This is a genomic window from Aeromonas sp. 603079 (assembly GCF_049172135.1).
Lineage (GTDB): Bacteria > Pseudomonadota > Gammaproteobacteria > Enterobacterales > Aeromonadaceae > Aeromonas > Aeromonas veronii.
Map to the genome: position 1 here is coordinate 16,892 of NZ_JAAKPX010000033.1, position 22,346 is coordinate 39,237.

The following is a 22,346-nucleotide window of genomic DNA, read 5'->3' on the forward strand; positions in this document are numbered from 1 at the left end:
CTGCGAAGCCTGCCGGAGGGGGCCGTAAAAGTGGCTGGCGCGGCCAGTGGCGATTGGCTACATTGGGTGCTGGTTCGCGATTTGATCACTGATTTGAAAGGAGAATCCCATGTTTTCATGGCAGTTGGACGACGAGCTTGCGCTGCTCTTCTTGCAGCCCGATATGGCGAGCGAACTGTTTGCCCTCTGCAATGACAACCGGGAGTACCTCTCCCAGTGGCTACCCTGGCCGCCACTGCTCCAGCGCCCCGTCGACAGCGCCCTCTTCATTCGCAGTGCCATCGAGAAGTTCGCCCGGGGTGAGGGGCTCACCACTGCCATCGAGTATCAGGGGGAGGTGGTGGGGGTCATAGGTTACAACAGCATCGATCATGATCTTGGCAAGGTGGTCATCGGTTACTGGCTGGCGGAGCGCTGGCAGGGTAACGGCATCATCACCCGGGCCTGTCAGGCCCTGATCCACCACGCCTTCGAGGAGATGGGGATGGAGAAGGTGGAGATCAGCGCCGCCACCGATAACGAGCCCAGCAGGGCTGTTTGTGAACGGCTCGGGATGCAGCTGGAGGGGGTGACCCGGCGCGCAGAGCGGCTGGGCAACCGGATTGTGGACCATGCCCACTACAGCCTGCTGCGCGACGAGTGGCTAAGACAGAGGGAGTCCTGATGGCGCTGCCACATATCAAGACGGCCCGCACCCACCTGACCATACTGTCGCCGGATCAGGCCCCCATGATGCTCGACTTCTACCGGCGCAACCGTGCCCATCTCACCCCCTGGGAGCCGCTGCGGGACGAGCACTTTTACACCCTCTCTTACTGGCATGCCCGGCTGCAGGACAGCTACAGCCAGTTCTTCAACGGCACCGGCGTCAATCTGGTGGCCCTCGATCCGGCTGGCGAGCGGGTGATCGCCACCTGCAACTTCAGCAATATCCTGATGGGGGTCTTCAAGGCGTGTCATCTGGGCTATGCCATCGACCAGCAGCATCAGGGGCAGGGGGTGATGGGAGAGGTGCTGTCAGCCGCCATCGACTACCTGTTTCGGGAGCACGATCTGCATCGCATCATGGCTTGCTATATGCCTGCCAATCAGCGCAGCGGCGCCCTGCTGGAGCGGCTCGGCTTCGAGCGGGAGGGATTCGCGCGGGCGTATCTGATGATCAATGGTCGCTGGGAGGATCACATCCTCACCTCGCTGATTAATCCGGCGACCTGATTGTCAGATAAAAAAACGGGCCCATGGGGCCCGTCTTTCAATGAGGTGCAGGCTTAGTTGGCCTTGGCATCGCTCACTGCAGCTTCAACCTTGGTAGCTGCTTCGGTAGCAGCTTTTTCTACGGTTGCAGTCGCTTCGGAGGTGGCCTTCTCTACGGTAGAGGTGGCTTCGCTAGCGGCTTTTTCTACAGTGGCAGCAACTTCGGCGGCCGGAGCAGCAGCAGGAGCGGCAGCTTTTTCTTCTTTCTGACCGCAAGCAGTCAACATCAGACCCAGGATACCGGCTACCAGTACTTTGTTCATGTGCATTCCCTCAAATAAATATGGAGAGATGGTCTGTGCAACCATCACAGCGCCCACCGTTGCCCGGTATTGAAACAAGAAGCCGGGAGGCAGCAGGCGGGCGCAATATAGCCCCATTAGTTACCGATGAAAACGGATATCACAATGACATTTTTTCGTGCCGTGGATAAAAAGCTCCACTGCAACGACTGATATCAATACAAGATGCCGTCAAATGGTGCTAATTGCACAATAAAACACCACTTTGCTGCCATCTTATGGCGGTTTAACAAGGTCAAGGTTGATCAATAGCGGCCGAAGACCCGCACCTTAGTCAGACAGCTTCTGACAGGGCAGCCGTTTTCCCTCAAGGTGGCTCTGACGGGCCAGATCCAGCAGCGCCATCACCGCCAGCGCTTCACTTGCTGGCACCGGGTTGCTTCCCTCACCCTTGATGGCGGCGCAGACACCGCGATAGTAGGCGCCATAATCTCCCGGCTCACCCACCACGCTCTGCTGCTGTAACTGACCATCGACAATGCGGCTGAGCTGACCGGGTTCGCTATCCATGCCCCAATCCGCCGCCGGTGGCCGCAAGCCCTGCTTGAGCTGATCTTCCTGCACATCCATACCGAATTTGACGAACGAGCCCTGACTGCCGTGAATGACAAAGCGGGGCATGGTGGCCGATACCAGACAGCTGCCATGCAGAATAACCCGCAGAGCACCGTAACCCAGCACCACATGGAAGTAGTCGTCCGCCAGTGCGCCGGGGCGCTGCCCGGCAAGGTCTGCCTGTAGCCAGTCCGGTTGGCCGAAGAGCTGCAGCGCCTGATCCAGCACATGGGGGCCGAGATCGAACCAGAGTCCGGAACCCGGGCCACCCGCTTCGCGCCAGCGCTGGCGCACTTCGGGGCGATAGCGATCGAAGTGCGACTCGAACTGGGCGATCTGCCCCAGTGTCCCCTCGGCAATCAAACGGCGCACGGTGAGAAAATCCCCGTCCCAGCGCCGGTTGTGGAAGATGCTGAGCAGTCGCTGCTGCTTTTCGGCCAGTTCGACCAGCGCTTGCGCTTCGGCCAGATCCAGTGCAAAGGGCTTGTCGATCACCACATGTTTACCTGCCAGCAGCGCCTGGCGGGCGAGGGGGGCATGGGTGTCGTTGGGGGTGGCAATCACCACCAGATCGACGGTCTCATCGCTTAGTACATCCTCCAGTGAACCGACCCGGCAGCCGGGCAGATCGGCCTGCACCTTGGCGGCATCGCGGCTCACCACCCAACTCAGGGACAAGCCCGGCGTGGTAGAGAGGAAGGGGGCGTGGAAGGTCTTGCCTGCAAAGCCATAGCCCACCAGGGCTGCGTTGAGAGTGTGGCTCATCGGGGGTTCTCCGCTGACATCGAGTGAGTGGGGTTGCCATCGCAGGCTCTCTGCCGGATGGCCATATGCTGTAAAGGCGATACAAACGAGAAGGGGGCCGATGGCCCCCCGAATGTGCCCATCAGAGCACAGGATTTATTGCAAACACAAGCGGCGACCGCGCCGGGTCATCAGCATCACCAGAGGCGGCAGCAGCAGCCACATATGCAGCGCCAGCTGGCTGAGCGGGTCGTGCATCAGGGCGCCGGTCAGGCCAACCAAAGCGCCGGAGCCGCTCATCTGGAACAGGCCGAGCAGGGCCGCTGCGGTACCGGCGCAGTGGCCGAACGGTGCCAGCGCCATGCCGGCGGCCGAGCCCAGAATCATGGCAAAGCCGATGCTGGAGAGGAATACCGGCCCCATCATCGCCAGCGGATGCTCGATGTGCATGGCCAAAGTCAGGGTGATGGCCGAAAGCATCAACACCAGCAGGCCGATGCGAAGGGTGCGTCTTGGCCCCACCTTGGCGATAAAGCGCGGCGCCATAAAGCAGGCCAGGATGTTGAGCGCGGCGTTGGCGGTAAACCAGTAGCTAAAGCCGCTCATATCGAGCCCCAGTTTCACCATCAGCTGCACCGGTGCAGCGGTGACATAAGCGAGGATCACCGCCATCGCCAGCATGCACAGCGCCGCATTGAACAGGAAGCTGGGGGAGCGCAGTACCGGGCTGTAGCGCGACCAGCTGATGAGGGCCCCTTCGCTGCGGGTCTCCTCCGGGCGGGTCTCCGGCATCCGCCACATCAGCCAGCTGCCGACGATGAGCGCATAACCGGCCATAAACCAGAAGTTGGCAGACCAGCCCGCCTTGGCGGTGAGCCAGCCACCGAGCAGGGGGGCCAGCGCAGGAATAAAGCAGATGGCGCCATTGAGGTAGGAGATCATCTGACCGCTCTTTTTCGGGCCGTAGCTGTCACGTACCACCGAGAAGGCGGCGACCGAGGTAGCGCAGGCGCCGAAGCCCTGCAGCACTCGCGCCAGCATCAATTCGCCGAGGCTGGCGGCAAAACCGGCCCCCAGCGCGCTCAGGCCATAGAGCAGCACGCCGCCCAGGGCGATGGGCTTGCGACCGTAGCGATCGGCCAGCGGGCCAACAAGCAGTTGCCCCAGCCCCATGCTGAACAGGAACCAGGTGATGGTGCCCTGCATCAGTGTCACTTCGGCGCCCAGCTGCTCGGCCATCTGCGGAATGGCGGGCAGGTAGATGTCGATAGCCAGCGGACTGAACAGCACCAGTAGTACGAGCAAAAGTATCAATGGCATCTGTCACCTCTTTAGTCAGCCAGGTTAATGAATTGGGGCGCGAGTCTACTGACTCACAGTAATGAATAGAAATGGTATTTAATCACTTTGGTTATTCCATTATGGAAACATGTATTAAAAAGCTGGTTATTCGATGGCGGCAAATCCCCCGCAACCCCATCACAGCGGGTGTAATTGACGCTTTTACTAAACGCTTGCGCCGCATAGAATGCGCAGATTATTTTTGCGGAGGTGCTCGATGAACAAGCTTGTCCTGGCAACAGGTAACCAGAAAAAGGTGAAGGAATTGGCCGCCATGCTGGCCGATATGAAGATCCAGGTGATCCCACAGAGCGAGTTTGCGGTCTCCGATGCCGATGAGACCGGCACCACCTTCGTCGAGAATGCCATCATCAAGGCCCGCCACGCCGCCCGTATTACCGGTCTGCCCGCCGTGGCCGATGACTCCGGTCTGGAAGTCGATCTGCTGCAAGGGCGCCCCGGCGTCTACTCCGCCCGCTTTGCCGGTGTGGGTGCCGGCGACAAGGCCAACATCGAGAAGCTGCTCGGCGAGCTGCAAGGTGCCCCCGAGTACCTGAAGAGCGCCCGCTTCTGGTGTGTGCTGGTCTATATGCGCCACGCTGACGATCCCACTCCCATCATCTGTCAGGCGAGCTGGGAAGGGATGATCATCGACGAGCCGCGCGGTCAGCACGGTTTCGGCTATGACCCGGTCTTCTTCGTGCCGGATCACGACTGCACCGCCGCCCAGATGCCAGCCGAGCTGAAAAACCAGCTGAGCCATCGCGGTCAGGCGCTGGCCAAGCTCAAAGCAGCGCTGGCTGCGGCGCACTGAGTCACTTCGCCACCTTGTCGGTTACACACGGTCAATTACACATAGTCATCTACAATGGGGGCCTTGAGCCCCCGTTTTATTGGAAGCCCCATGCTGCAACTGCCGCCGCTCTCTCTCTATATTCATGTGCCCTGGTGCGTCCAGAAGTGCCCTTACTGTGACTTCAACTCCCATGCCCAGAAGGGGGAGTTGCCTCACCTCGAATATGTCGCCGCTCTGCTGGAGGATCTGGATCAGGATCTGAAGTGGGCGCAGGGGCGGCCGCTCTCCTCGATCTTTATCGGCGGCGGCACCCCCAGCCTGCTGACGGTGGAGGCGATGCAAGCCTTGCTGGACGGGGTACGGGCCCGCATACCGCTCACCGCAGATTGCGAGATCACCATGGAGGCCAACCCGGGCACGGTGGAGGCGGACAAGTTTGCCGGTTTCCAGCGCGCCGGTATTAACCGCATCTCCATCGGCGTGCAGAGCTTCCAGCAGGAGAAGCTGACCCGCCTCGGCCGCATTCACGGCCCGGAAGAGGCCCGCAAGGCCGCCGCACTGGCCCATGCCATCAAGTTGCCTACCTTCAATCTGGATCTGATGCATGGTCTGCCGGATCAGAGTCTGGATGACGCCCTTTATGACCTGCAGCAGGCTATCGACTGCGCCCCGCCGCACCTCTCCTGGTATCAGCTCACCATAGAGCCGAACACGGCATTTGCCTCCAAACCGCCCAAACTGCCGGAAGATGACACCCTGTGGGATATCTATGAGCAGGGCCACGCCATGCTCACCGCCAGCGGTTATCGCCAGTACGAAATCTCGGCTTACGCCAAAGAGGGCTATCAGTGCCATCACAACCTCAACTACTGGCGCTTTGGTGACTATCTGGGGATTGGCTGTGGCGCCCACGGCAAGGTGACCGATCTCGCGAACCAACAGATCCTGCGCACCGCCAAGGTGAAGCATCCGAAAGGGTATCTGGACAAGAGTCGCCCCTATCTGGACGAGCAGTGGCAGGTGACGGCAGACGATCTGCCGCTCGAATACTTTATGAACCGCTTCCGCCTGTTTGAACCGGCCCCCAAGGCGGAGTTCGAGGCCTATACCGGCTTGCCGCTGGAAAGGGTAGAGACGGTGCTCGCCATCGCCCAGAGCAAGGAGCTGATCGAGGATTTGGGGGATAGCTGGCAGCTCACTTCTCTCGGCCATCGCTATCTGAACGTATTGCTCGAACTCTTTATGGATGAGTGAGCGGCCTGTTGAGGCTGTGAGTTGGCGTTGCCAAATCGCTTCTTCTGTCAAAACGATCAGGGCGCCAATGGCGCCCTGATCGTTTATGGTCGGTAGAAACCCGCTCAGCAGCAGACGCTGATCATCTGTTGTTGGCCGGGCTCCCACCGCTTGCCAAATTTGGCCTTGCGCTGGTAACTCCCCTTGCCCTTCTTGTTGCGCTCGACCCGGCTGCGAAACAGGGGATCGGAGAGCAGGGCATGCAGATGGTTATCCTTTATCTCGCCGCGCTGATGGGCATAGCTGCCCCCTTGCGCATTTTCCTCACGGGGGAGGGCGGGTTGGTCGACCCGGATCTTGGCCATGATGGCTCCTCTTCTTTTCTCTTGGTGTGTTGATGCTTGTGTCTGGATGGCGGTTTTCGCTGCGGGCGCCTGTTCAGGCTAACGCCCGGCAACCGGATGCACTGGCACCGGTTAAAAACGCGGCGATTTTGTCACCAAATTGCCGCCGGAGCAATGCGTCGGGCGCGCCGAGTCAGTCACTCTGAGCCAGGCACGCTCAGTCAGGCATACCATGTCAGCCGTGAACCGGGTCATGCTGGTCGTGGCTGTGGTGCTCGTGATGGGCCGGGGCTCCAGATTCCAGCGTCTCGAGGATGGCGCAGTGCTCGGCCGAGCGCGGCCCGCCGCAGCAGATATTGGAGAGCTCGCGCAGATTATCGCGAAAGCGGGTCAGTTCGATGATCTTCTGCTCCACCTGGGCCAGCTTGGTGTCGGCCACTGCTTTCACCTCCTGACAGGTGACTTTGGCCTTGTTGGTATCGAGGTCGAGCAGCTCGCCAATATCGGCCAGCGAGAATCCGACCGACTTGGCGCGGATAATAAACTCCAGCCGCCGCTTGTCCTGTTCGCTGTAGAGACGGTAGCCGGATTCGTTGCGGATCCCCGGTGAGATAAGCCCGTTCTTCTCGTAAAAACGCAGGGTATCTGCCTTGACCCCGCACGCCTTGGCCAGTTCACCGATCCGATACATGCTCTCTCTCCCCTTGAATATATGCCGCTACAAAAACCGGAATCCACTATCACCCCTTTGCTCATGGATTGCCAGCCAAGGGCATAAAAGGGGCAGATAAACATCTCCTGGCGACCCTTTTTCCCATAAAACACTGAAAGTGCAAACGTTTCGAGAAAATCAAGTAGAAAACGTTTAACGCCGCGCCAAATAAGGCTTTGCTGTTTCAAAAAATCCACCACAGGTCACATTTTTTGTGTAGAATACGCGCCCATAACAGAGCGCCGCACCAAGCGGGCATTTCCTAAAACGCTTTTGCCGGATGTCGGGGCGAGAGTGGTTTGCGAAATCCCCCACTTCCATTTATTTGGGGACTCTCTGTGTTGAGCCTCGCCTCCCATGGAACGGTCCCCGTTATGTTGAGGACGATAGTGTGATGGAACAAGCTCGACCCATTCGCCGTGCACTGCTGAGTGTGTCTGACAAAACTGGCATTCTGGAATTTGCCAAGGCACTCAACGAGCGTGGTGTTGCCCTGCTCTCCACGGGCGGTACCGCCAAGCTGCTTGGCGAGGCGGGTCTGCCGGTGACCGAGGTCTCCGACTACACGGGTTTCCCTGAAATGATGGATGGCCGGGTCAAGACCCTGCATCCCAAGGTTCATGGCGGCATCCTCGGCCGTCGGGATCAGGATGACGCCATCATGGCCCAGCACGCTATCTCCCCCATCGACATGGTTGTCGTCAACCTTTACCCCTTCGCCGCGACAGTGGCCAAAGCGGGCTGCACCCTGGCCGATGCGGTCGAGAACATCGACATCGGCGGCCCGACCATGGTGCGCTCTGCCGCCAAAAACCATAAAGATGTCGCTATCGTCGTCAAAGCTGCCGACTATGATCGGGTTATTCGCGAAATGGATGCCAACGGCAACAGCCTGAAACTGGCGACCCGTTTCGATCTGGCCATCGCAGCCTTCGAGCACACCGCCGCCTACGACGGCATGATCGCCAACTACTTCGGCACCATGGTTCCTTCCTACGGTGACAACAAGGAGGGTGACGAGGAGTCCCGCTTCCCGCGTACCTTCAACAGCCAGTTCATCAAGAAGCAGGACATGCGTTACGGCGAAAACAGCCATCAGGCCGCCGCCTTCTACGCCGAAGAGCATGCCGCGCCGGGTTCCGTCTCCAGCGCTGTCCAGCTGCAGGGCAAGGCGCTCTCCTACAACAACATCGCTGATACCGATGCAGCGCTGGAGTGTGTGAAGGAGTTCGACGAGCCGGCCTGCGTCATCGTCAAGCATGCCAACCCCTGCGGTGTGGCTATTGGTAGCGACCTGCTGAGTGCCTACGACCGGGCTTACCAGACCGACCCCACCTCTGCCTTCGGCGGCATCATCGCCTTCAACCGGCCGCTTGATGGCGCCACTGCGGCAGCCATCGTGGCCCGCCAGTTTGTCGAAGTGATCATCGCCCCGACCGTCAGCCAGGAGGCCCGCGATGCGGTCGCCGCCAAGCAGAACGTGCGTCTGCTCGAATGCGGTCAGTGGACTGCACCGGCGCAAGGGTTTGACCTCAAGCGCGTCAACGGTGGCCTGCTGGTACAGGAGCGGGATCTCGGCATGGTGACGCTGGGTGACCTGACCGTGGTCAGCAAGCGTCAGCCGACCGAGGCCGAGCTGCAAGATCTGCTGTTCTGCTGGAAAGTGGCCAAGTTCGTCAAATCCAACGCCATCGTTTACGCCAAAGATGGCCAGACCATCGGCGTCGGTGCAGGCCAGATGAGCCGTGTTTATTCGGCCAAAATCGCCGGTATCAAGGCGGCGGATGAAGGACTGACCGTGGCGGGCTCCGTGATGGCCTCCGATGCCTTCTTCCCGTTCCGCGACGGTATCGATGCTGCCGCGCAGGCCGGTATCTCCTGCGTGATCCAGCCAGGTGGCTCGATGCGCGATCAGGAGGTGATCGATGCCGCCGACGAGCACGGTATGTGCATGGTGTTCACCAACATGCGCCATTTCCGTCATTGATGGGTCAGGGGCTACCGATGGCGGCCCTTTTGTTGTCTCTTTTCAACTGACTATTGCCACTGACTGACGGTCCTAGTGGCCGTCCAGTGACCACAAATAGAAGCGAGCGATACGATGAAAGTACTGATCATTGGCAACGGTGGCCGCGAACACGCTCTGGCCTGGAAGGCCAAACACTCCCCACTGGTACGTCACGTTTTTGTGGCGCCGGGCAATGCGGGCACCCAGCTTGAGCCGGGTGTCGAGAACGTCGCCATCGAGGCGACCGATATCGAAGGGCTGCTGGCCTTTGCCAAAGAGAAGCAGGTCGGCCTCACCATCGTCGGGCCGGAAGCGCCGCTGGTGAAAGGGGTGGTGGATGCCTTCCGCGCCGCCGGTCAGCCGATCTTTGGCCCGACGGCTGCAGCTGCCCAGCTGGAAGGCTCCAAGGCTTTCACCAAGGATTTCCTGGCCCGTCACGCCATCCCGACTGCCGAGTACCAGAACTTCACCGAAGTGGAGCCTGCGCTCGCCTACTTGCGTGAGAAGGGGGCCCCCATCGTCATTAAGGCCGATGGTCTGGCGGCAGGCAAGGGGGTGATTGTCGCCATGACCTTGCAGGAGGCGGAAGACGCGGTGCGCGACATGCTCTCCGGCAATGCCTTTGGCGAAGCGGGCTCCCGGGTGGTGATTGAGGAGTTTCTGGAGGGTGAAGAGGCGAGCTTCATCGTCATGGTCGATGGCGAGCACGTGCTGCCGATGGCCACCAGTCAGGATCACAAGCGGGTTGGCGACGGTGATACCGGCCTCAACACCGGCGGCATGGGGGCTTACTCCCCGGCGCCTGTGGTGACCGCCGAGGTACATCGACGCGTGATGGAGCAGGTGATCATGCCGACCGTGCGCGGCATGGCGGCCGAAGGCAACGTCTACACCGGTTTCCTCTACGCCGGTCTGATGATCGACGGTGCAGGCAATCCCAAGGTGATCGAGTTCAACTGTCGTTTCGGCGATCCCGAGACCCAGCCCATCATGCTGCGGATGCAGTCCGATCTGGTGGAGCTCTGCCTGGCCGCTTGCGCAGGCAAGCTGGATCAGAAAGAGGCCATCTATGATCCCCGCGCCGCTATCGGCGTGGTGTTGGCGGCGGGTGGCTATCCCGGCGATTACAGCACCAACCACCCCATCAGCGGCTTGCCGGTAGATGAAGTGGCGGGTGAGAAGGTGTTCCATGCCGGTACCCGTCTGGAGGGCGATACCAGCCTGACCGCTGGCGGCCGCGTGTTGTGCGCCACGGCGCTGGGCCACACTGTGGCAGAAGCCCAGCAGCGTGCCTATCAGCTCGCTGGCCGCATCAAGTGGGATGGCGTCTTCTACCGCAAGGATATCGGCTGGCGCGCCATTGCTCGCGAACAGGAGTAACTGACGCACGCAAATGGCCAGCTGATTCAGACCCCGCTATGGCGGGGTTTTTTGTCCCTGTTTACCGCTTTCAACCATCCCCATGGTGCGCGTCACCAGCGTTCAATCAGTTACCAAGCGCAAACAAGCGCGGCATATCTGTCACTATTTGCCACAAAAAACAGCATTTTTCACAAACGTTTCACCATGAGTCATGGCATCATGCTGGTGATGAATTCTTGTTTGGATTCATAAGTACCCCTAACAATTCGAGCATGTCGTTATATAAGGAAATCCCATGTTGAAAACCGTCCGCCCCCTGCTGCTGCCCCTGATGTTTGGCCTGATGACCCTGCCTGCCGTGGCGGGTGATCTGGAACAGCCGATGAAGAAGATTGGCTTCAACTACAAGCAGGCCGTCAAGGCTGATGATGCAGCCACCATGGAGAAGCACATCAACGAGATGAAGGCCCAGCTGGATGTGGCCAAGCAGAAGAATATGCCGGCCGCCAAGAAAGAGAAATTCCTTGAAGGGATGAACGAGGTACAGACCGAGCTGGACGCCAGCCTGGCCGCACTCAAGGCGGGTGATGAGGCCAAGGCGCGCGAACATCTGGCCAAGGTCAACGACCTGAAGAAGGAGTACCACAAATATGCCAAGCAAAAAGGGTGAGCCCTTTCGCTGGGATCCGCTGGTTCGCCTGACCCACTGGGGCTTGGTGGCGGTCTGCATCGGCAACCTCTGGGTTAACGAAGCGGGCGAGGAGTGGCACGAGTGGCTGGGTTACGGCGCCATTGGGCTGGTCTCCTTGCGTCTGCTTTGGGGGCTTACTTTTGCCCGTGGCTACGCCCGCCTTGGTGCCCTCATCCCCAGCGGTGAGGATTTTCGCCAGCAAGCGCGCGAGATGCGTGAGCGGCAGCCTCCGGCTCCGGGTCATCACGGTAGCGGCAAGCTGGCCGTGTGGGCGCTCTGGCTGGTTGTGCTGGCCACTGCTGGCAGCGGCTGGTTTCAAAATACCGAGACGGGATTTGAACTGGGGGCTGACGAGTGGCATGAGTGGTGCGTGGTGGCGCTGCAGGGACTGATTGGTCTGCATCTGCTGGCCATCGTCTTCACCTCCTGGCGCCAGCGCAGCAATCTGATTACCCGGATGCTGCCTGCCATCGGGCGTCGCTCATCCATCCAGAGCGGCAGCAACGAGCAAACCTGAGGCTCAGCATTAGGCTCCTTGTCTCTGAGTGAGGCGCCTGATCCGGACCCTGCCCAGACCCGCCCATGGCGGGGCTTTTCTATGACCTCATCGAGCTTATCACGGGACATTGCTCGATCCGCAGATGCAAAAAGGCCGCTCATTATGAGCGGCCTTTTTCAATTTGGTGGCCCTAGTACCACTGAATTGAGTACCACAACGCTTGTGGTACTAATGATGGTACTAAATTAACTGGTTTCTGACGACGCCATCGGACTATTACGGACAACAAAAAACCCGCAAAGCCTTACGCTATGCGGGTTTCTGTATTTTCTCGTTCCTGCTCGGAACTTAATTTGGTGGCCCCTGGGGGACTTGAACCCACGACCAATCGATTATGAGTCGACTGCTCTGACCAACTGAGCTAAGGGGCCAAATTGTGCGTTTAGCGGCGTGGATTATAGGGGAAGAGGAAAGGGCAGTCTATAGGCATATCAACCACTTGGCGACTAATTGTCCAGGTCGATAGAGGGTGCAAAGCGGGTCGCAAGGGTAAATGCCAGACAAAACAAAGCCCCGCATGGCAGGGCTTTGGCAGAGCAGTTTGACACAGGGTCAGGACTATTCGTCCAGGAAGCTGCGCAGCACTTCCGAGCGGCTCGGGTGGCGCAGTTTGCGCAGTGCCTTGGCTTCGATCTGACGAATACGCTCACGGGTAACATCGAACTGCTTGCCCACTTCCTCTAGGGTGTGGTCAGTGTTCATGTCGATACCGAAACGCATCCGCAGCACCTTGGCTTCGCGGGCCGTCAGGCCAGCCAGTACTTCGCGGGTGGCGTTGCGCAGGCTTTCGCTGGTCGCCGCATCTGCTGGCAGAGCCAGGGTGGTATCTTCGATAAAGTCGCCCAAGTGGGAATCTTCATCATCACCGATGGGCGTCTCCATAGAGATAGGCTCTTTGGCGATCTTCAGTACCTTGCGGATCTTGTCCTCCGGCATGCCCATGCGCATGGCCAGCTCTTCCGGGTTCGGCTCGCGACCCATCTCCTGCAGCATCTGACGGGAGATACGGTTGAGCTTGTTGATGGTCTCGATCATGTGTACCGGGATACGGATGGTACGGGCCTGATCCGCGATGGAGCGGGTAATGGCCTGACGGATCCACCAGGTAGCGTAGGTCGAGAACTTGTAGCCACGACGGTATTCAAACTTGTCTACCGCCTTCATCAAACCGATGTTGCCCTCCTGGATCAGATCCAAGAACTGCAGACCGCGGTTGGTGTACTTCTTGGCGATAGAGATAACCAGGCGCAAGTTGGCCTCAACCATCTCTTTCTTCGCACGGCGGGCTTTGGCCTCACCGATGCTCATACGACGGTTGATATCCTTGATCTGGGCAATCGACAGACCGGTCTCTTCTTCAATCTGCTGCAGCTTGCCGATGGCGCGCTGAATATCCTCGTCCATTTCAACCAGACGGGGAGACCAGGCTTTGCCAGCCTGCTTCTGGTATTCAAACCAGGCAGTTTCACACTCGTTGTTGGTGAAGGCCGCGACGAAGGTTTTCTTCGGCATCTTGGCCTGCTCAACGCAGAGCTTCATGATGATGCGTTCCTGCACGCGGACGCGCTCCATCATTTCACGCATGTTGTTGACCAGGCGATCGAACTGCTTGGGCATCAGGCGGAATTGACGGAATACATCGGCCAGCTGGGCGATGGCAGCCTGGGTATCTTCGTGCGCGCGACCATTCTTCTGAATGGAGAGACGGGTCACTTCATACTGGGCACGCAGTTCGCCGAACTTCTCGCGAGCGACTTCCGGATCCGGACCACCGTCACCGTCGTCGTCAGAGCTGTCGCCATCTTCGTCTTCGTCTTCTTCGTCCTCTTCATCTTCGTCGGCCAGATCGTCTTCGCCGAGCTCGGAACCGATATGCGTGGCAGTAGGCGCCATGTCTTCAGTTTCGTTCGGGTCAATAAAGCCAGAGATGATGTCAGAGAGACGCAGCTGCTCGGCTTCGTACTTGTCGTACTGTTCGAGCAGGTAAGTAATTGCTTCAGGGTACTCGGCTACGGAGCTTTGTACCTGGTTGATACCGTCTTCGATCCGCTTGGCGATGTCGATTTCGCCTTCACGGGTCAGCAGTTCGACGGTACCCATTTCCCGCATGTACATGCGGACGGGATCGGTCGTACGACCAATCTCAGATTCAACAGATGCCAGAGCCTGGGCCGCTGCTTCGGCAGCGTCCTCATCGGCGGTACCACCTTCAGCCATGATAAGGTCATCGGCATCCGGAGCGTTTTCAACCACTTGAATGCCCATATCGTTGATCATCTGAATGATGTCTTCGATCTGGTCTGAATCGACAATGTCTTGCGGGAGGTGATCGTTCACCTCGGCATAGGTCAGGTAGCCCTGTTCTTTACCTTTGGCAACGAGGAGTTTAAGCTGAGACTGCGGGGTTTGCTCCATAGAACTCATCCGGTTGGTGTTGCTAGGTTGCGCGTACAGTGCGCTGCTGCGCAAATAGCCAATTCTAATAGAAAACCGCCAGACATGCTATGTCTGGTTGCGGCGTCGGTCATGAGAAACCCCTGCCCGCAGTATTGTCGGGGCCAGGCGGTTATAAAAATTTTGCTTTTCATCCCGTCGATTCGGGCAACGCTATCCATATTGGGACTAATCACTCAAATATCAAGCCCCACTCTCATTTCTTTTCTCAATTTGCACCTCTCTTATCAGCATCATCAGCTCTTGGGTTTCTTCGGAGCTTAGTCCTTCCTGAGCCACTTTGGCCTGCAATTCTTCGATCCGCTGCTTCAGAAACTGGTTGATGAAGCCGACGAAGGTGTCCTGCAATTCTCCCAGAATATCCGGCTCCTGATCGAGTTTGATCTCCTCGAACAGGTCGTGCATGGCCAGCTGAGCAAGGATCTCTCCTTCCTTGGTACCACGCCAGTGTTCCAGCAGGATACCGGTTGTGATACCAGGCTGTGCCTGGATTTGCTGGTGCAGTTGCAGCAGGAACTTGATGCCCTGTACGCGTAGTCCGGCCAATTCCGGCATGGGGGGAAGCTCAGCCGTTACTGCCGGATATTGCACCATCAGTGCCAGTGCACGCCGCAGTGGTGTCAGCTTGGCTGCCTTGGGTTTGTTGACCTCGGCCTTGGGCTGACTGTTGCGAGCAAAGAGCTCGGCGATGCGCTGTTTGTTCTCGCCCCAACGCATCATGCTGGAGAGACGAGTGATCAGCCCTTCGCGGGTAAACCCTTCCGGAACGCGACGAATAAGCTCGGCGGCCTTGTTGGCCACTTCGAACTTGCCTGCCTCACCCGAAAGTGCGGCATCCCGGCCGAGACGCTCGAACATGAAGTCGGCGAACGGTTGGGCTTCATCGAGCAGGGCTTCAAAACCCTCCTTGCCGATCTGGCGTACCAGCGAGTCGGGATCCTCGCCATCGGGCAGGAACACGAACTTCAGCTCGCGGCCATCCTGCAGATGAGGGAGGGCATTATCCAGCGCGCGCCAGGCGGCTTCACGACCGGCGTTGTCACCGTCGTAGCAGCAGACTACCTCGGCGGTGGTGCGAAACAGGGTGTGGATATGGTCGCTGGTCGTTGCAGTACCCAGCGCCGCCACCGCATAGTCGATGTCGTACTGACCGAGTGCCACCACATCCATATAGCCTTCCACCACAAGGATCCGGCGTGGATCCTTGTGTGCCTGCTTTACTTCGTAGAGACCGAACAGCTCCCGCCCTTTATGGAAGATGGGGGTCTCCGGCGAGTTCAGGTATTTGGGGGTGCCATCACCCAGCACCCGGCCACCGAAACCGATGACCCGGCCACGCTTGTCACGGATCGGGAACATGATGCGATCGCGGAAACGATCATAACTCCCCGGGCCATTGTCACGGGTGATCAGCATGCCGCCCGAGATAAGCAACTGCTCGTGATCCCGGCTGGTACCAAAGCGGCGGCGCACCTGATCCCAATCGCTGGGTGCATAGCCAATGTTGAATCGTTTGACCACTTCACCGGTCAGGCCGCGGCCTTTGAGGTACTCCACCGCATGGGGAGCGCTCTTGAGATTGCTCTCGTAGAAGCGGGCGATCTGGTTCATCAGCTCGAACAGATCCTTGCTGACTGCGGGCTGGCTATTGGCCGAGCCGCCGATGCTCTGCTCGCGAGGTACCTGCATGCCTTGCATGCTGGCGAGCTCTTCGATGGCATCGGGAAATTCGAGGCCGTCGTATTCCATGACAAAGCCGATGGCGTTGCCGTGGGCGCCACAACCGAAACAGTGGTAGAACTGCTTCTCCTGGCTGACGGTAAAAGAGGGGCTTTTTTCGTTATGAAAAGGGCAGCAAGCCTGGTAGTTCTTACCGGCTTTTTTCAGCCGCACTCGCGAGTCGATCAGCTCGACTATGTCTGTGCGTGCGAGCAGATCGTCGATAAAGGATTGGGGGATCCTGCCTGCCATAACCGTCCTGTTTCACTGCGATAGAAAATAAAAAAGCCGCGCATTCCAAGGGAAGCACGGCTTCTTCGACCAAACAAGAGAGTTGCCTGTTACGCCAAGCGGGTTTTCACCTGAGCACTGACGGCGCCGACATCGGCACGCCCCTGAATTTTTGGCTTCAAGACAGCCATGACTTTACCCATGTCAGCCATGACGGCAGCACCGCTCTCGGCGATGGCTTGCTCGATCAGGGCGGCAATTTCATCTGCGGTCAGTTGTTGTGGCAGGAACTCCTGCAGCACAACGATCTCGGCGGACTCTTTGTCGGCGAGATCCTGGCGACCGGCAGCTTCAAATTGGCTGATGGAATCGCGGCGCTGTTTGACCATCTTGGTCACGACAGCGAGGATATCCTCATCATTGAGCTCGACACGGGTATCGACTTCACGCTGCTTGATTTCTGCCATCAACAATCGGATAGCGCCCAACCGCGGCTTGTCTTTGGCAAGCATGGCGAGCTTTTGCTGATCCTTGAGTTGATCCTTCAGAGACACGGCATGATCCCTTGATTAGTACAGGCGGATACGACGTGCGTTTTCGCGAGACAGCTTCTTGGCGTGACGCTTGACAGCAGACGCTTTGGCGCGCTTACGAATGGTAGTCGGCTTCTCGTAGAACTCACGGCTACGAACTTCGGACAGGATACCGGCTTTTTCGCAAGAACGCTTGAAGCGACGCAGAGCAACGTCAAACGGCTCATTTTCACGGACTTTGATTACTGGCATGTGCCTTTCACCTCAGTGATAAATTGTTAGCTGACCTTCAATCGATCAGCATGTCTTAAAATGGTGCGAAATTATACTCTGGACAGGGAATGAAAGTAAACCCGCAGAGATCGCTCTGGTTTAAAAAACCCGCGAAGGTTACCATAGCCGTCTCATTTTAGCAGTGAAAATTTTTAGCAATGCGTGTATTGGGCATAGAGACATCCTGTGACGAAACCGGGATCGCGATCTTCGACGATCAAAAAGGGATCCTTTCCCATCAGTTATACAGCCAGGTCAAGCTGCATGCGGACTACGGTGGCGTCGTCCCCGAGCTCGCCAGCCGGGATCATGTTCGCAAGACGATCCCGTTGATCCAGGCCGCGTTGCAAGAGGCGGGACTGGGCAAAGATGACATCGACGGCATCGCGTATACCGCGGGTCCTGGTCTGGTTGGCGCCATTCTGGTGGGCGCCACTATTGGTCGTTCGCTGGCGATGGCATGGAACAAGCCTGCTATCGCCGTCCACCATATGGAAGGGCACTTGCTGGCCCCCATGCTGGAAGAGAAAGCCCCCGAGTTTCCCTTCGTGGCGCTGCTGGTCTCCGGTGGTCACTCCATGCTGGTGCGGGTTGACGGCATCGGCAGCTATCAGCTGTTGGGGGAATCCATCGATGATGCCGCTGGCGAGGCGTTCGACAAGACCGCCAAGCTGATGGGGCTGGATTATCCGGGCGGTCCGCTGCTCTCCCGTCTGGCCGAGAAAGGCACTAAGGGACGCTTCCACTTCCCCCGTCCCATGACAGATCGTCCCGGGCTCGACATGAGCTTCTCCGGCCTCAAGACCTTCACCGCAAACACGATTGCTGCCAATGGTGATGATGAGCAGACCCGTGCCGATATCGCTCGGGCGTTCGAAGATGCGGTGGTTGATACCCTGGCCATCAAGTGCCGTCGTGCGCTGAAAGAGACCGGTCTTACGCGTCTGGTAGTCGCTGGAGGTGTCAGTGCCAACCGCCATCTACGTGCCCAGCTGGCCGAGCTGATGGAGAGCCTCAAGGGCGAGGTGTTCTATCCGCGCACTGAATATTGCACCGATAACGGCGCCATGATCGCCTATGCCGGTATGCAGCGTCTGAAGGCGGGCGTGTTCGAGCCGTTGGCGGTTAAAGCGGTGCCGCGCTGGCCGCTGGATACCTTGGATCCGGTCTGATCCGACGGATCCCGCCTTCTGGCGTGGTGGTGAGTACCCATGGTGGCCTATCGCTCCTGCAATCCGGCAGCGGTGGTTATAGCGCCGCTGGCACGCTGTTGTGGTGTCTGCTGTCGCCGTGGTTGAGCCATCCGGATAAGAGGTCAGGTCTCTTGCTGGCAGACAGCCAAGCACAGAGTAAAGAGATAAAAAATCCCCGCCAACTGGCGGGGATTTTTGTTTGGTGATCGGCAGGCGATGGATTACAGCAGGATGCCGCCGAAGAAGAAGCCCAGCGCCACGGCGATGGCGATGGTGGCGGTGCCCGGTACGAAGAAGGGGTGGTTGAACACCGCCTTACCGATACGGGTGGAGCCGGTGTCGTCCATCTCTACCGCGGCCAGCAGAGTCGGGTAGGTCGGCAGTACGAACAGAGCGCTCACAGCTGCGAAAGAGGCAATCGCAGTCAGCGGGCTGACACCCAGTGCCAGTGCGGCAGGCATCAACGCTTTGGTGGTGGCGCCTTGTGAATAGAGCAGCATGGCAGCGAAGAACAGCACCACGGCCAGCAGCCAGGAGTACTGGTTCAGCAGGTCGCCAGCGATCAGCTGGATGGTGTCCATGTTGCCTTTAACGAAGACGTTACCCAGCCAGGCCACACCCAGTACGCAGATACAGGCGGACATACCGGACTTGAAGGTCGGCATGTTGGTCACTTGGGTGGCGTCCAGTTTGCACACCAGGGTCATGATGGTGGCCGCGGCCAGCATGATACCCATGATGGCGCCGTCACGGGGGATTGGCGGGTTGGTGATCAGGCCCACTTTACCGGAGATGGCAGTGGCATAAGCCATGACGGCCACGATGGCGGCGATGAAGATCCAGACCGACAGTTTGGCGTACGGCTTGATCTCGAGCTTGGTAGTACCACGCAGTTTGATCAGGCCCTTGGCTTTGCGCTCCAGATAGACTTCGTCCTGCTCCAGCGGCTTGCCCATCATGTTGGCAATGAAGGCGCCCAGGATACAGGCCAGGAAGGTAGAGGGGATGCAGATGGCCAGCAGGGTCAGGTAGTCAACACCAAACGGCTCGAGCATGCCGGAGAAGGCAACCACAGCGGCAGAGATCGGGGACGCTGTGATGGCGATCTGGGAGGCGACAACCGCGATGGAGAGCGGACGGGATGGGCGGATCCCTTGCTCTTTGGCCACTTCAGCGATCACCGGCAGGGTGGAGAAGGCGGTATGACCGGTACCGGCCAGCATGGTCATCAGGTAGGTGACCACCGGGGCGGCGAAGGTGATGTATTTGGGGTTCTTGCGCAGCGCTTTTTCTGCCAGGAAGACCAGATAGTCCATCCCGCCAGCCAGTTGCATACAGGCGATGGCACAGATGACGGACGCGATGATCATGATCACATCCCAAGGGATGTAGCTGACCAGTTGATCGCTCGGGATGGGCATGCCCAGACCCCACGTCAATACCAGTACCCCCAGACCACCGGCAAAGCCGATGCCGATGCTGCCTATCCGGGCCCCCAGATAGATAGCGGCGAGCACGACAAGTAACTCGATTCCAATCATAGCGATAACTCCATTTTTTAGTTTTTGGTTTTTATTTGGCAAAAAGCCAATTCCCGATCGGGCTGGGGATAAAGACCAATCGGGAACTGACTTTATGGGCCGGGAAGATCCCGGCCCACACTCGCTTATACGGCAGCTTCGCGGGTGAAACGCTTGGCTTTGTATTGCGGGTTCATCAGGTTCTCGATGGAGAGAATTTCGTCCAGCTGTTCGGCGCTCAGCAGGCCGCGCTCAAGAACGACTTCGCGGACGTTCTTGCCGGTCTGGGCACAGATCTTGCCGACAATATCCCCTTCGTGGTGGCCGATGAAGGGGTTCAGGTAGGTCACGATACCGATGGAGTTCAGCACGTGATTCATGCAGATTTCCGGGTTGGCGGTGATACCTTCCACGCACTTCTCGCGCAGGGAAATACAGGCTTTTTCCATCAGGCTCAGGGATTCGAACATCGCCTGACCAATCACCGGCTCCATGACGTTCAACTGCAGCTGACCGGCTTCGGCGGCGAAGGTGATGGTGATGTCGTTACCGAATACCTTGAAGCAGGATTGGTTGACCACTTCCGGGATAACCGGGTTGACCTTGGCCGGCATGATGGAGGAACCCGCTTGCATTTCCGGCAGGTTGATCTCTTTCAGTGCAGTGCGCGGGCCGGAGGAGAGCAGACGCAGGTCGTTACAGATCTTGGACAGCTTCATGGCCAGACGCTTGATGGCGCCGTGCAGCATGACGTAGGCGCCACAGTCTGAGGTCGCTTCGATCAGATCTTCTGCCGGCACATAGGCACGACCGGTGATCTCGGCCAGACGCTTGATGGCCAGTGCAGAGTACTCGGGCGGAGTGTTCAGACCGGTACCGATGGCGGTCGCGCCCAGGTTCACTTCCAGCAGCAGCTCCTGGCAACGCTTGATGGACTTGATCTCTTCACGCAGGGTCACGGCGAACGCGTGGAACTCCTGACCCAGGGTCATCGGAACCGCATCTTGCAGCTGGGTACGGCCCATCTTCAGGATGTTTTTGAACTCTTTCGCTTTGGCATCGAATGCCGCGATCAGGTGCTCCAGCGCATGCAGGGTCACGTCGGTGCTGTTGACCACAGCAACGCGGAAACCGGTGGGGTAGGCATCGTTGGTGGACTGGCACTTGTTGACGTGGTCGTTCGGGTTGATGACGTCGTAACGGCCTTTCTCCAGACCCATGATTTCCAGGGCGATGTTGGCCAGTACTTCGTTGGTGTTCATGTTGACGGAGGTACCGGCACCACCTTGGTAAACGTCGACCGGGAACTGGTCGAAGCATTTGCCGGTGTTCAGCATCAGGTCGCAGGCTTCTACGATCTTGTCAGCAATTTCAGGACGGATGGTACCCAGTTCACCGTTTGCCAGCGCAGCGGCCTTCTTGGTCAGCACCATACCGCGGACGAATTCCGGAACGTCAGAAATCTTCTGAGAGCTGATCTTGAAGTTCTCGACAGCGCGCAGGGTGTGCACACCGTAGTAGAGATCATTGGAAACTTCTTTGGTGCCCAGCAGGTCTTCTTCAATGCGGACGTTCTTGATGTCGCTCATTGTAATGCCTCAGAAATCAGATAAATGGAAAAATCCTCACCGAGTGGTCGCGAGTTCCTTGCGCACAGCTCATCCTGAAGCACCACACATCGAGTGGGGCGGTTGGGAGAATGATCTCCCGAAAAACTAATCAATATACTACTCCAATTGAGGTATCGGTTATTAGAGGTGGATCACTAAATTTGCGACATTTTCAAATTACTTTGAGGAAAGTACACATATGTTATGAAGTGTTTATCATGATGATTTTTATAAATTTTTGTGACTTTTTGCTGGTTTTTTAGATTGCTGATGACGTAGGAGTCAGTTGACCAACTTGAAAAAGAGGGGGGCTGCCCCCATTTATTCAGGGCAGAAAGTGGTGATGACGGGGCGGCAAAATCGCCTCTGACCATCGTTGGATGGGGGCCACTTTTTCTCAATTTACCGGTGCTGGAGTGGATATGGGCAAGTTGTTTTTGTTGTTGGTGGGTCTGGTTGTGCTGGAGCTCACCGTGATGATCGAGGTCGGCTCGGTGATCGGGGCGCTGCCGACTGTCGGCTTACTCATCCTGACTGCGGTATTGGGCTCCTCACTGGTGCGCAGTGAAGGGATCAAGACCCTGTTCAGCGCCCAGCAAAAGATGCAGATGGGCGAGATGCCGGGCCGCGAGGTGATGGGGGGCATGATGCTGGCGTTGGCCGGTTTGCTGCTGATTATCCCGGGTTTCGTGACCGACATTTTCGGTGTGCTGTTGCTGCAACCCTGGCTGCGGAACAAAGTGGCTGACAAGCTGATCGGCAGCAGTCAGCTCCGGATGCTGATGGGCGGTTTCCAGCGTACTCAATCGCCGTTTGGCAACGCACCATCCGATGATCATCTGGGGAGCGCCAAGCAGGGTGGCACCACCATCGAAGGCGAATTTGAGCGTAAAGAGTAATCGACGAGGCGAA

Annotated in this window: 21 protein-coding genes and 1 tRNA gene; 10 read left to right on the top strand and 12 right to left on the bottom strand. The window is 58.2% G+C overall.

From position 1 onward, the window contains the following. Window positions 1-109 precede the first annotated feature (109 nt). Both G5287_RS19760 and rimJ read left to right on the top strand, forming a co-directional pair. Window positions 110-664: a GNAT family N-acetyltransferase gene (locus G5287_RS19760; protein ID WP_421231757.1), complete on the top strand. Its 555-nt coding sequence runs from the start codon at window positions 110-112 to the stop codon at window positions 662-664. Then, on the top strand, window positions 664-1,215 hold the full coding sequence (gene rimJ, locus G5287_RS19765) for a ribosomal protein S5-alanine N-acetyltransferase (RefSeq protein ID WP_421231758.1): 552 nt from the start codon (window positions 664-666) through the stop codon (window positions 1,213-1,215). The genes G5287_RS19760 and rimJ overlap by 1 nt, the downstream gene beginning before the upstream one ends. 53 nt (window positions 1,216-1,268) lie before the next feature. Here the strand turns inward: rimJ and G5287_RS19770 are convergent, their stop codons facing one another. The 3 genes from G5287_RS19770 to G5287_RS19780 all read right to left on the bottom strand — a co-directional run bounded on the left by G5287_RS19770 (window position 1,269) and on the right by G5287_RS19780 (window position 4,175). Further along, a complete protein-coding gene (locus tag G5287_RS19770) occupies window positions 1,269-1,517 on the bottom strand; it encodes a hypothetical protein (RefSeq protein WP_005340533.1) in 249 nt (82 codons plus the stop codon). A gap of 309 nt (window positions 1,518-1,826) precedes the next feature. Beyond that, on the bottom strand, window positions 1,827-2,876 hold the full coding sequence (locus tag G5287_RS19775; RefSeq protein ID WP_421231759.1) for an oxidoreductase: 1,050 nt from the start codon (window positions 2,874-2,876) through the stop codon (window positions 1,827-1,829). 135 nt (window positions 2,877-3,011) lie between these two features. Continuing rightward, the gene (locus G5287_RS19780) at window positions 3,012-4,175 is read right to left on the bottom strand and encodes a multidrug effflux MFS transporter (protein WP_005340537.1); all 1,164 of its coding nucleotides are present in this window, start codon (window positions 4,173-4,175) and stop codon (window positions 3,012-3,014) included. 238 nt (window positions 4,176-4,413) lie between these two features. On the opposite strand from G5287_RS19780, the gene rdgB reads away from it, so the two are divergent. Together rdgB and hemW are read left to right on the top strand one after the other, a co-directional pair. Next, window positions 4,414-5,010 carry an RdgB/HAM1 family non-canonical purine NTP pyrophosphatase gene (gene rdgB / locus G5287_RS19785; RefSeq protein ID WP_005340539.1) on the top strand — a complete coding sequence of 199 codons (597 nt, stop codon included), beginning with the start codon at window positions 4,414-4,416 and terminating at the stop codon, window positions 5,008-5,010. 90 nt (window positions 5,011-5,100) lie between these two features. Next, window positions 5,101-6,246, top strand: a complete 1,146-nt coding sequence (hemW, locus tag G5287_RS19790) for a radical SAM family heme chaperone HemW (protein ID WP_058056772.1) — start codon at window positions 5,101-5,103, stop codon at window positions 6,244-6,246. Window positions 6,247-6,350: 104 nt separating this feature from the next. Here hemW and G5287_RS19795 read toward each other — a convergent pair whose 3' ends face one another. Both G5287_RS19795 and zntR read right to left on the bottom strand, forming a co-directional pair. Next, complete coding sequence (locus tag G5287_RS19795) at window positions 6,351-6,590, bottom strand: alternative ribosome-rescue factor A (RefSeq protein ID WP_234926049.1); 240 nt, start codon at window positions 6,588-6,590, stop codon at window positions 6,351-6,353. 214 nt (window positions 6,591-6,804) lie between these two features. After that, entirely contained in the window at window positions 6,805-7,260 is a 456-nt protein-coding gene (gene zntR / locus G5287_RS19800) for a Zn(2+)-responsive transcriptional regulator (protein ID WP_005341244.1), read from the bottom strand. 415 nt (window positions 7,261-7,675) lie between these two features. Between zntR and purH the strand changes: the two genes are divergently transcribed. From purH to G5287_RS19820, 4 genes are all read left to right on the top strand, one after another. Further along, window positions 7,676-9,268 carry a bifunctional phosphoribosylaminoimidazolecarboxamide formyltransferase/IMP cyclohydrolase gene (gene purH, locus G5287_RS19805; RefSeq protein WP_201994810.1) on the top strand — a complete coding sequence of 531 codons (1,593 nt, stop codon included), beginning with the start codon at window positions 7,676-7,678 and terminating at the stop codon, window positions 9,266-9,268. A 114-nt stretch (window positions 9,269-9,382) separates the two neighbouring features. Further along, the gene (purD, locus tag G5287_RS19810; protein WP_005341242.1) at window positions 9,383-10,669 is read left to right on the top strand and encodes a phosphoribosylamine--glycine ligase; all 1,287 of its coding nucleotides are present in this window, start codon (window positions 9,383-9,385) and stop codon (window positions 10,667-10,669) included. A 277-nt stretch (window positions 10,670-10,946) separates the two neighbouring features. After that, window positions 10,947-11,321, top strand: a complete 375-nt coding sequence (locus G5287_RS19815; RefSeq protein WP_005349056.1) for a cytochrome b562 — start codon at window positions 10,947-10,949, stop codon at window positions 11,319-11,321. Beyond that, window positions 11,302-11,859 carry a cytochrome b/b6 domain-containing protein gene (locus G5287_RS19820; RefSeq protein WP_421231760.1) on the top strand — a complete coding sequence of 186 codons (558 nt, stop codon included), beginning with the start codon at window positions 11,302-11,304 and terminating at the stop codon, window positions 11,857-11,859. The genes G5287_RS19815 and G5287_RS19820 overlap by 20 nt, the downstream gene beginning before the upstream one ends. Before the next feature lie 336 nt (window positions 11,860-12,195). On the opposite strand, the gene G5287_RS19825 is transcribed toward G5287_RS19820, so the two are convergent. The 5 genes from G5287_RS19825 to rpsU form a co-directional block, all read right to left on the bottom strand. Beyond that, a tRNA-Ile gene (locus G5287_RS19825) sits at window positions 12,196-12,272 on the bottom strand. Between the two features lie 187 nt (window positions 12,273-12,459). Continuing rightward, complete coding sequence (gene rpoD, locus G5287_RS19830) at window positions 12,460-14,355, bottom strand: RNA polymerase sigma factor RpoD (RefSeq protein WP_263718854.1); 1,896 nt, start codon at window positions 14,353-14,355, stop codon at window positions 12,460-12,462. Window positions 14,356-14,538: 183 nt separating this feature from the next. Next, window positions 14,539-16,326, bottom strand: a complete 1,788-nt coding sequence (dnaG, locus tag G5287_RS19835) for a DNA primase (protein ID WP_421231761.1) — start codon at window positions 16,324-16,326, stop codon at window positions 14,539-14,541. Between the two features lie 89 nt (window positions 16,327-16,415). Continuing rightward, a complete protein-coding gene (locus G5287_RS19840) occupies window positions 16,416-16,859 on the bottom strand; it encodes a GatB/YqeY domain-containing protein (RefSeq protein WP_005341238.1) in 444 nt (147 codons plus the stop codon). Between the two features lie 15 nt (window positions 16,860-16,874). Beyond that, window positions 16,875-17,090 carry a 30S ribosomal protein S21 gene (gene rpsU, locus G5287_RS19845; protein ID WP_005309452.1) on the bottom strand — a complete coding sequence of 72 codons (216 nt, stop codon included), beginning with the start codon at window positions 17,088-17,090 and terminating at the stop codon, window positions 16,875-16,877. 179 nt (window positions 17,091-17,269) lie between these two features. Between rpsU and tsaD the strand changes: the two genes are divergently transcribed. Beyond that, on the top strand, window positions 17,270-18,283 hold the full coding sequence (gene tsaD, locus G5287_RS19850) for a tRNA (adenosine(37)-N6)-threonylcarbamoyltransferase complex transferase subunit TsaD (protein WP_005340567.1): 1,014 nt from the start codon (window positions 17,270-17,272) through the stop codon (window positions 18,281-18,283). 242 nt (window positions 18,284-18,525) lie between these two features. On the opposite strand, the gene G5287_RS19855 is transcribed toward tsaD, so the two are convergent. Beyond that, on the bottom strand, window positions 18,526-19,845 hold the full coding sequence (locus tag G5287_RS19855) for an anaerobic C4-dicarboxylate transporter (RefSeq protein ID WP_021229055.1): 1,320 nt from the start codon (window positions 19,843-19,845) through the stop codon (window positions 18,526-18,528). A 125-nt stretch (window positions 19,846-19,970) separates the two neighbouring features. Then, window positions 19,971-21,413, bottom strand: a complete 1,443-nt coding sequence (aspA, locus tag G5287_RS19860; protein ID WP_005340569.1) for an aspartate ammonia-lyase — start codon at window positions 21,411-21,413, stop codon at window positions 19,971-19,973. Between the two features lie 443 nt (window positions 21,414-21,856). On the opposite strand from aspA, the gene G5287_RS19865 reads away from it, so the two are divergent. Beyond that, window positions 21,857-22,333 carry an FxsA family protein gene (locus G5287_RS19865; RefSeq protein WP_421231762.1) on the top strand — a complete coding sequence of 159 codons (477 nt, stop codon included), beginning with the start codon at window positions 21,857-21,859 and terminating at the stop codon, window positions 22,331-22,333. Window positions 22,334-22,346: the final 13 nt, after the last annotated feature.

Coding starts and splice junctions, on each gene's coding strand:
- G5287_RS19865 (WP_421231762.1), top strand. CDS start 21,857: ATGGGCAAGTTGTTTTTGTTGTTGGTGGGTCTGGTTGTGCTGGAGCTC.
- purH (WP_201994810.1), top strand. CDS start 7,676: ATGGAACAAGCTCGACCCATTCGCCGTGCACTGCTGAGTGTGTCTGAC.
- G5287_RS19855 (WP_021229055.1), bottom strand. CDS start 19,845: ATGATTGGAATCGAGTTACTTGTCGTGCTCGCCGCTATCTATCTGGGG.
- G5287_RS19820 (WP_421231760.1), top strand. CDS start 11,302: ATGCCAAGCAAAAAGGGTGAGCCCTTTCGCTGGGATCCGCTGGTTCGC.
- hemW (WP_058056772.1), top strand. CDS start 5,101: ATGCTGCAACTGCCGCCGCTCTCTCTCTATATTCATGTGCCCTGGTGC.
- G5287_RS19760 (WP_421231757.1), top strand. CDS start 110: ATGTTTTCATGGCAGTTGGACGACGAGCTTGCGCTGCTCTTCTTGCAG.
- dnaG (WP_421231761.1), bottom strand. CDS start 16,326: ATGGCAGGCAGGATCCCCCAATCCTTTATCGACGATCTGCTCGCACGC.
- G5287_RS19815 (WP_005349056.1), top strand. CDS start 10,947: ATGTTGAAAACCGTCCGCCCCCTGCTGCTGCCCCTGATGTTTGGCCTG.
- rpsU (WP_005309452.1), bottom strand. CDS start 17,090: ATGCCAGTAATCAAAGTCCGTGAAAATGAGCCGTTTGACGTTGCTCTG.
- rimJ (WP_421231758.1), top strand. CDS start 664: ATGGCGCTGCCACATATCAAGACGGCCCGCACCCACCTGACCATACTG.
- zntR (WP_005341244.1), bottom strand. CDS start 7,260: ATGTATCGGATCGGTGAACTGGCCAAGGCGTGCGGGGTCAAGGCAGAT.
- G5287_RS19770 (WP_005340533.1), bottom strand. CDS start 1,517: ATGAACAAAGTACTGGTAGCCGGTATCCTGGGTCTGATGTTGACTGCT.
- tsaD (WP_005340567.1), top strand. CDS start 17,270: ATGCGTGTATTGGGCATAGAGACATCCTGTGACGAAACCGGGATCGCG.
- purD (WP_005341242.1), top strand. CDS start 9,383: ATGAAAGTACTGATCATTGGCAACGGTGGCCGCGAACACGCTCTGGCC.
- G5287_RS19780 (WP_005340537.1), bottom strand. CDS start 4,175: ATGCCATTGATACTTTTGCTCGTACTACTGGTGCTGTTCAGTCCGCTG.
- G5287_RS19795 (WP_234926049.1), bottom strand. CDS start 6,590: ATGGCCAAGATCCGGGTCGACCAACCCGCCCTCCCCCGTGAGGAAAAT.
- aspA (WP_005340569.1), bottom strand. CDS start 21,413: ATGAGCGACATCAAGAACGTCCGCATTGAAGAAGACCTGCTGGGCACC.
- rdgB (WP_005340539.1), top strand. CDS start 4,414: ATGAACAAGCTTGTCCTGGCAACAGGTAACCAGAAAAAGGTGAAGGAA.
- G5287_RS19775 (WP_421231759.1), bottom strand. CDS start 2,876: ATGAGCCACACTCTCAACGCAGCCCTGGTGGGCTATGGCTTTGCAGGC.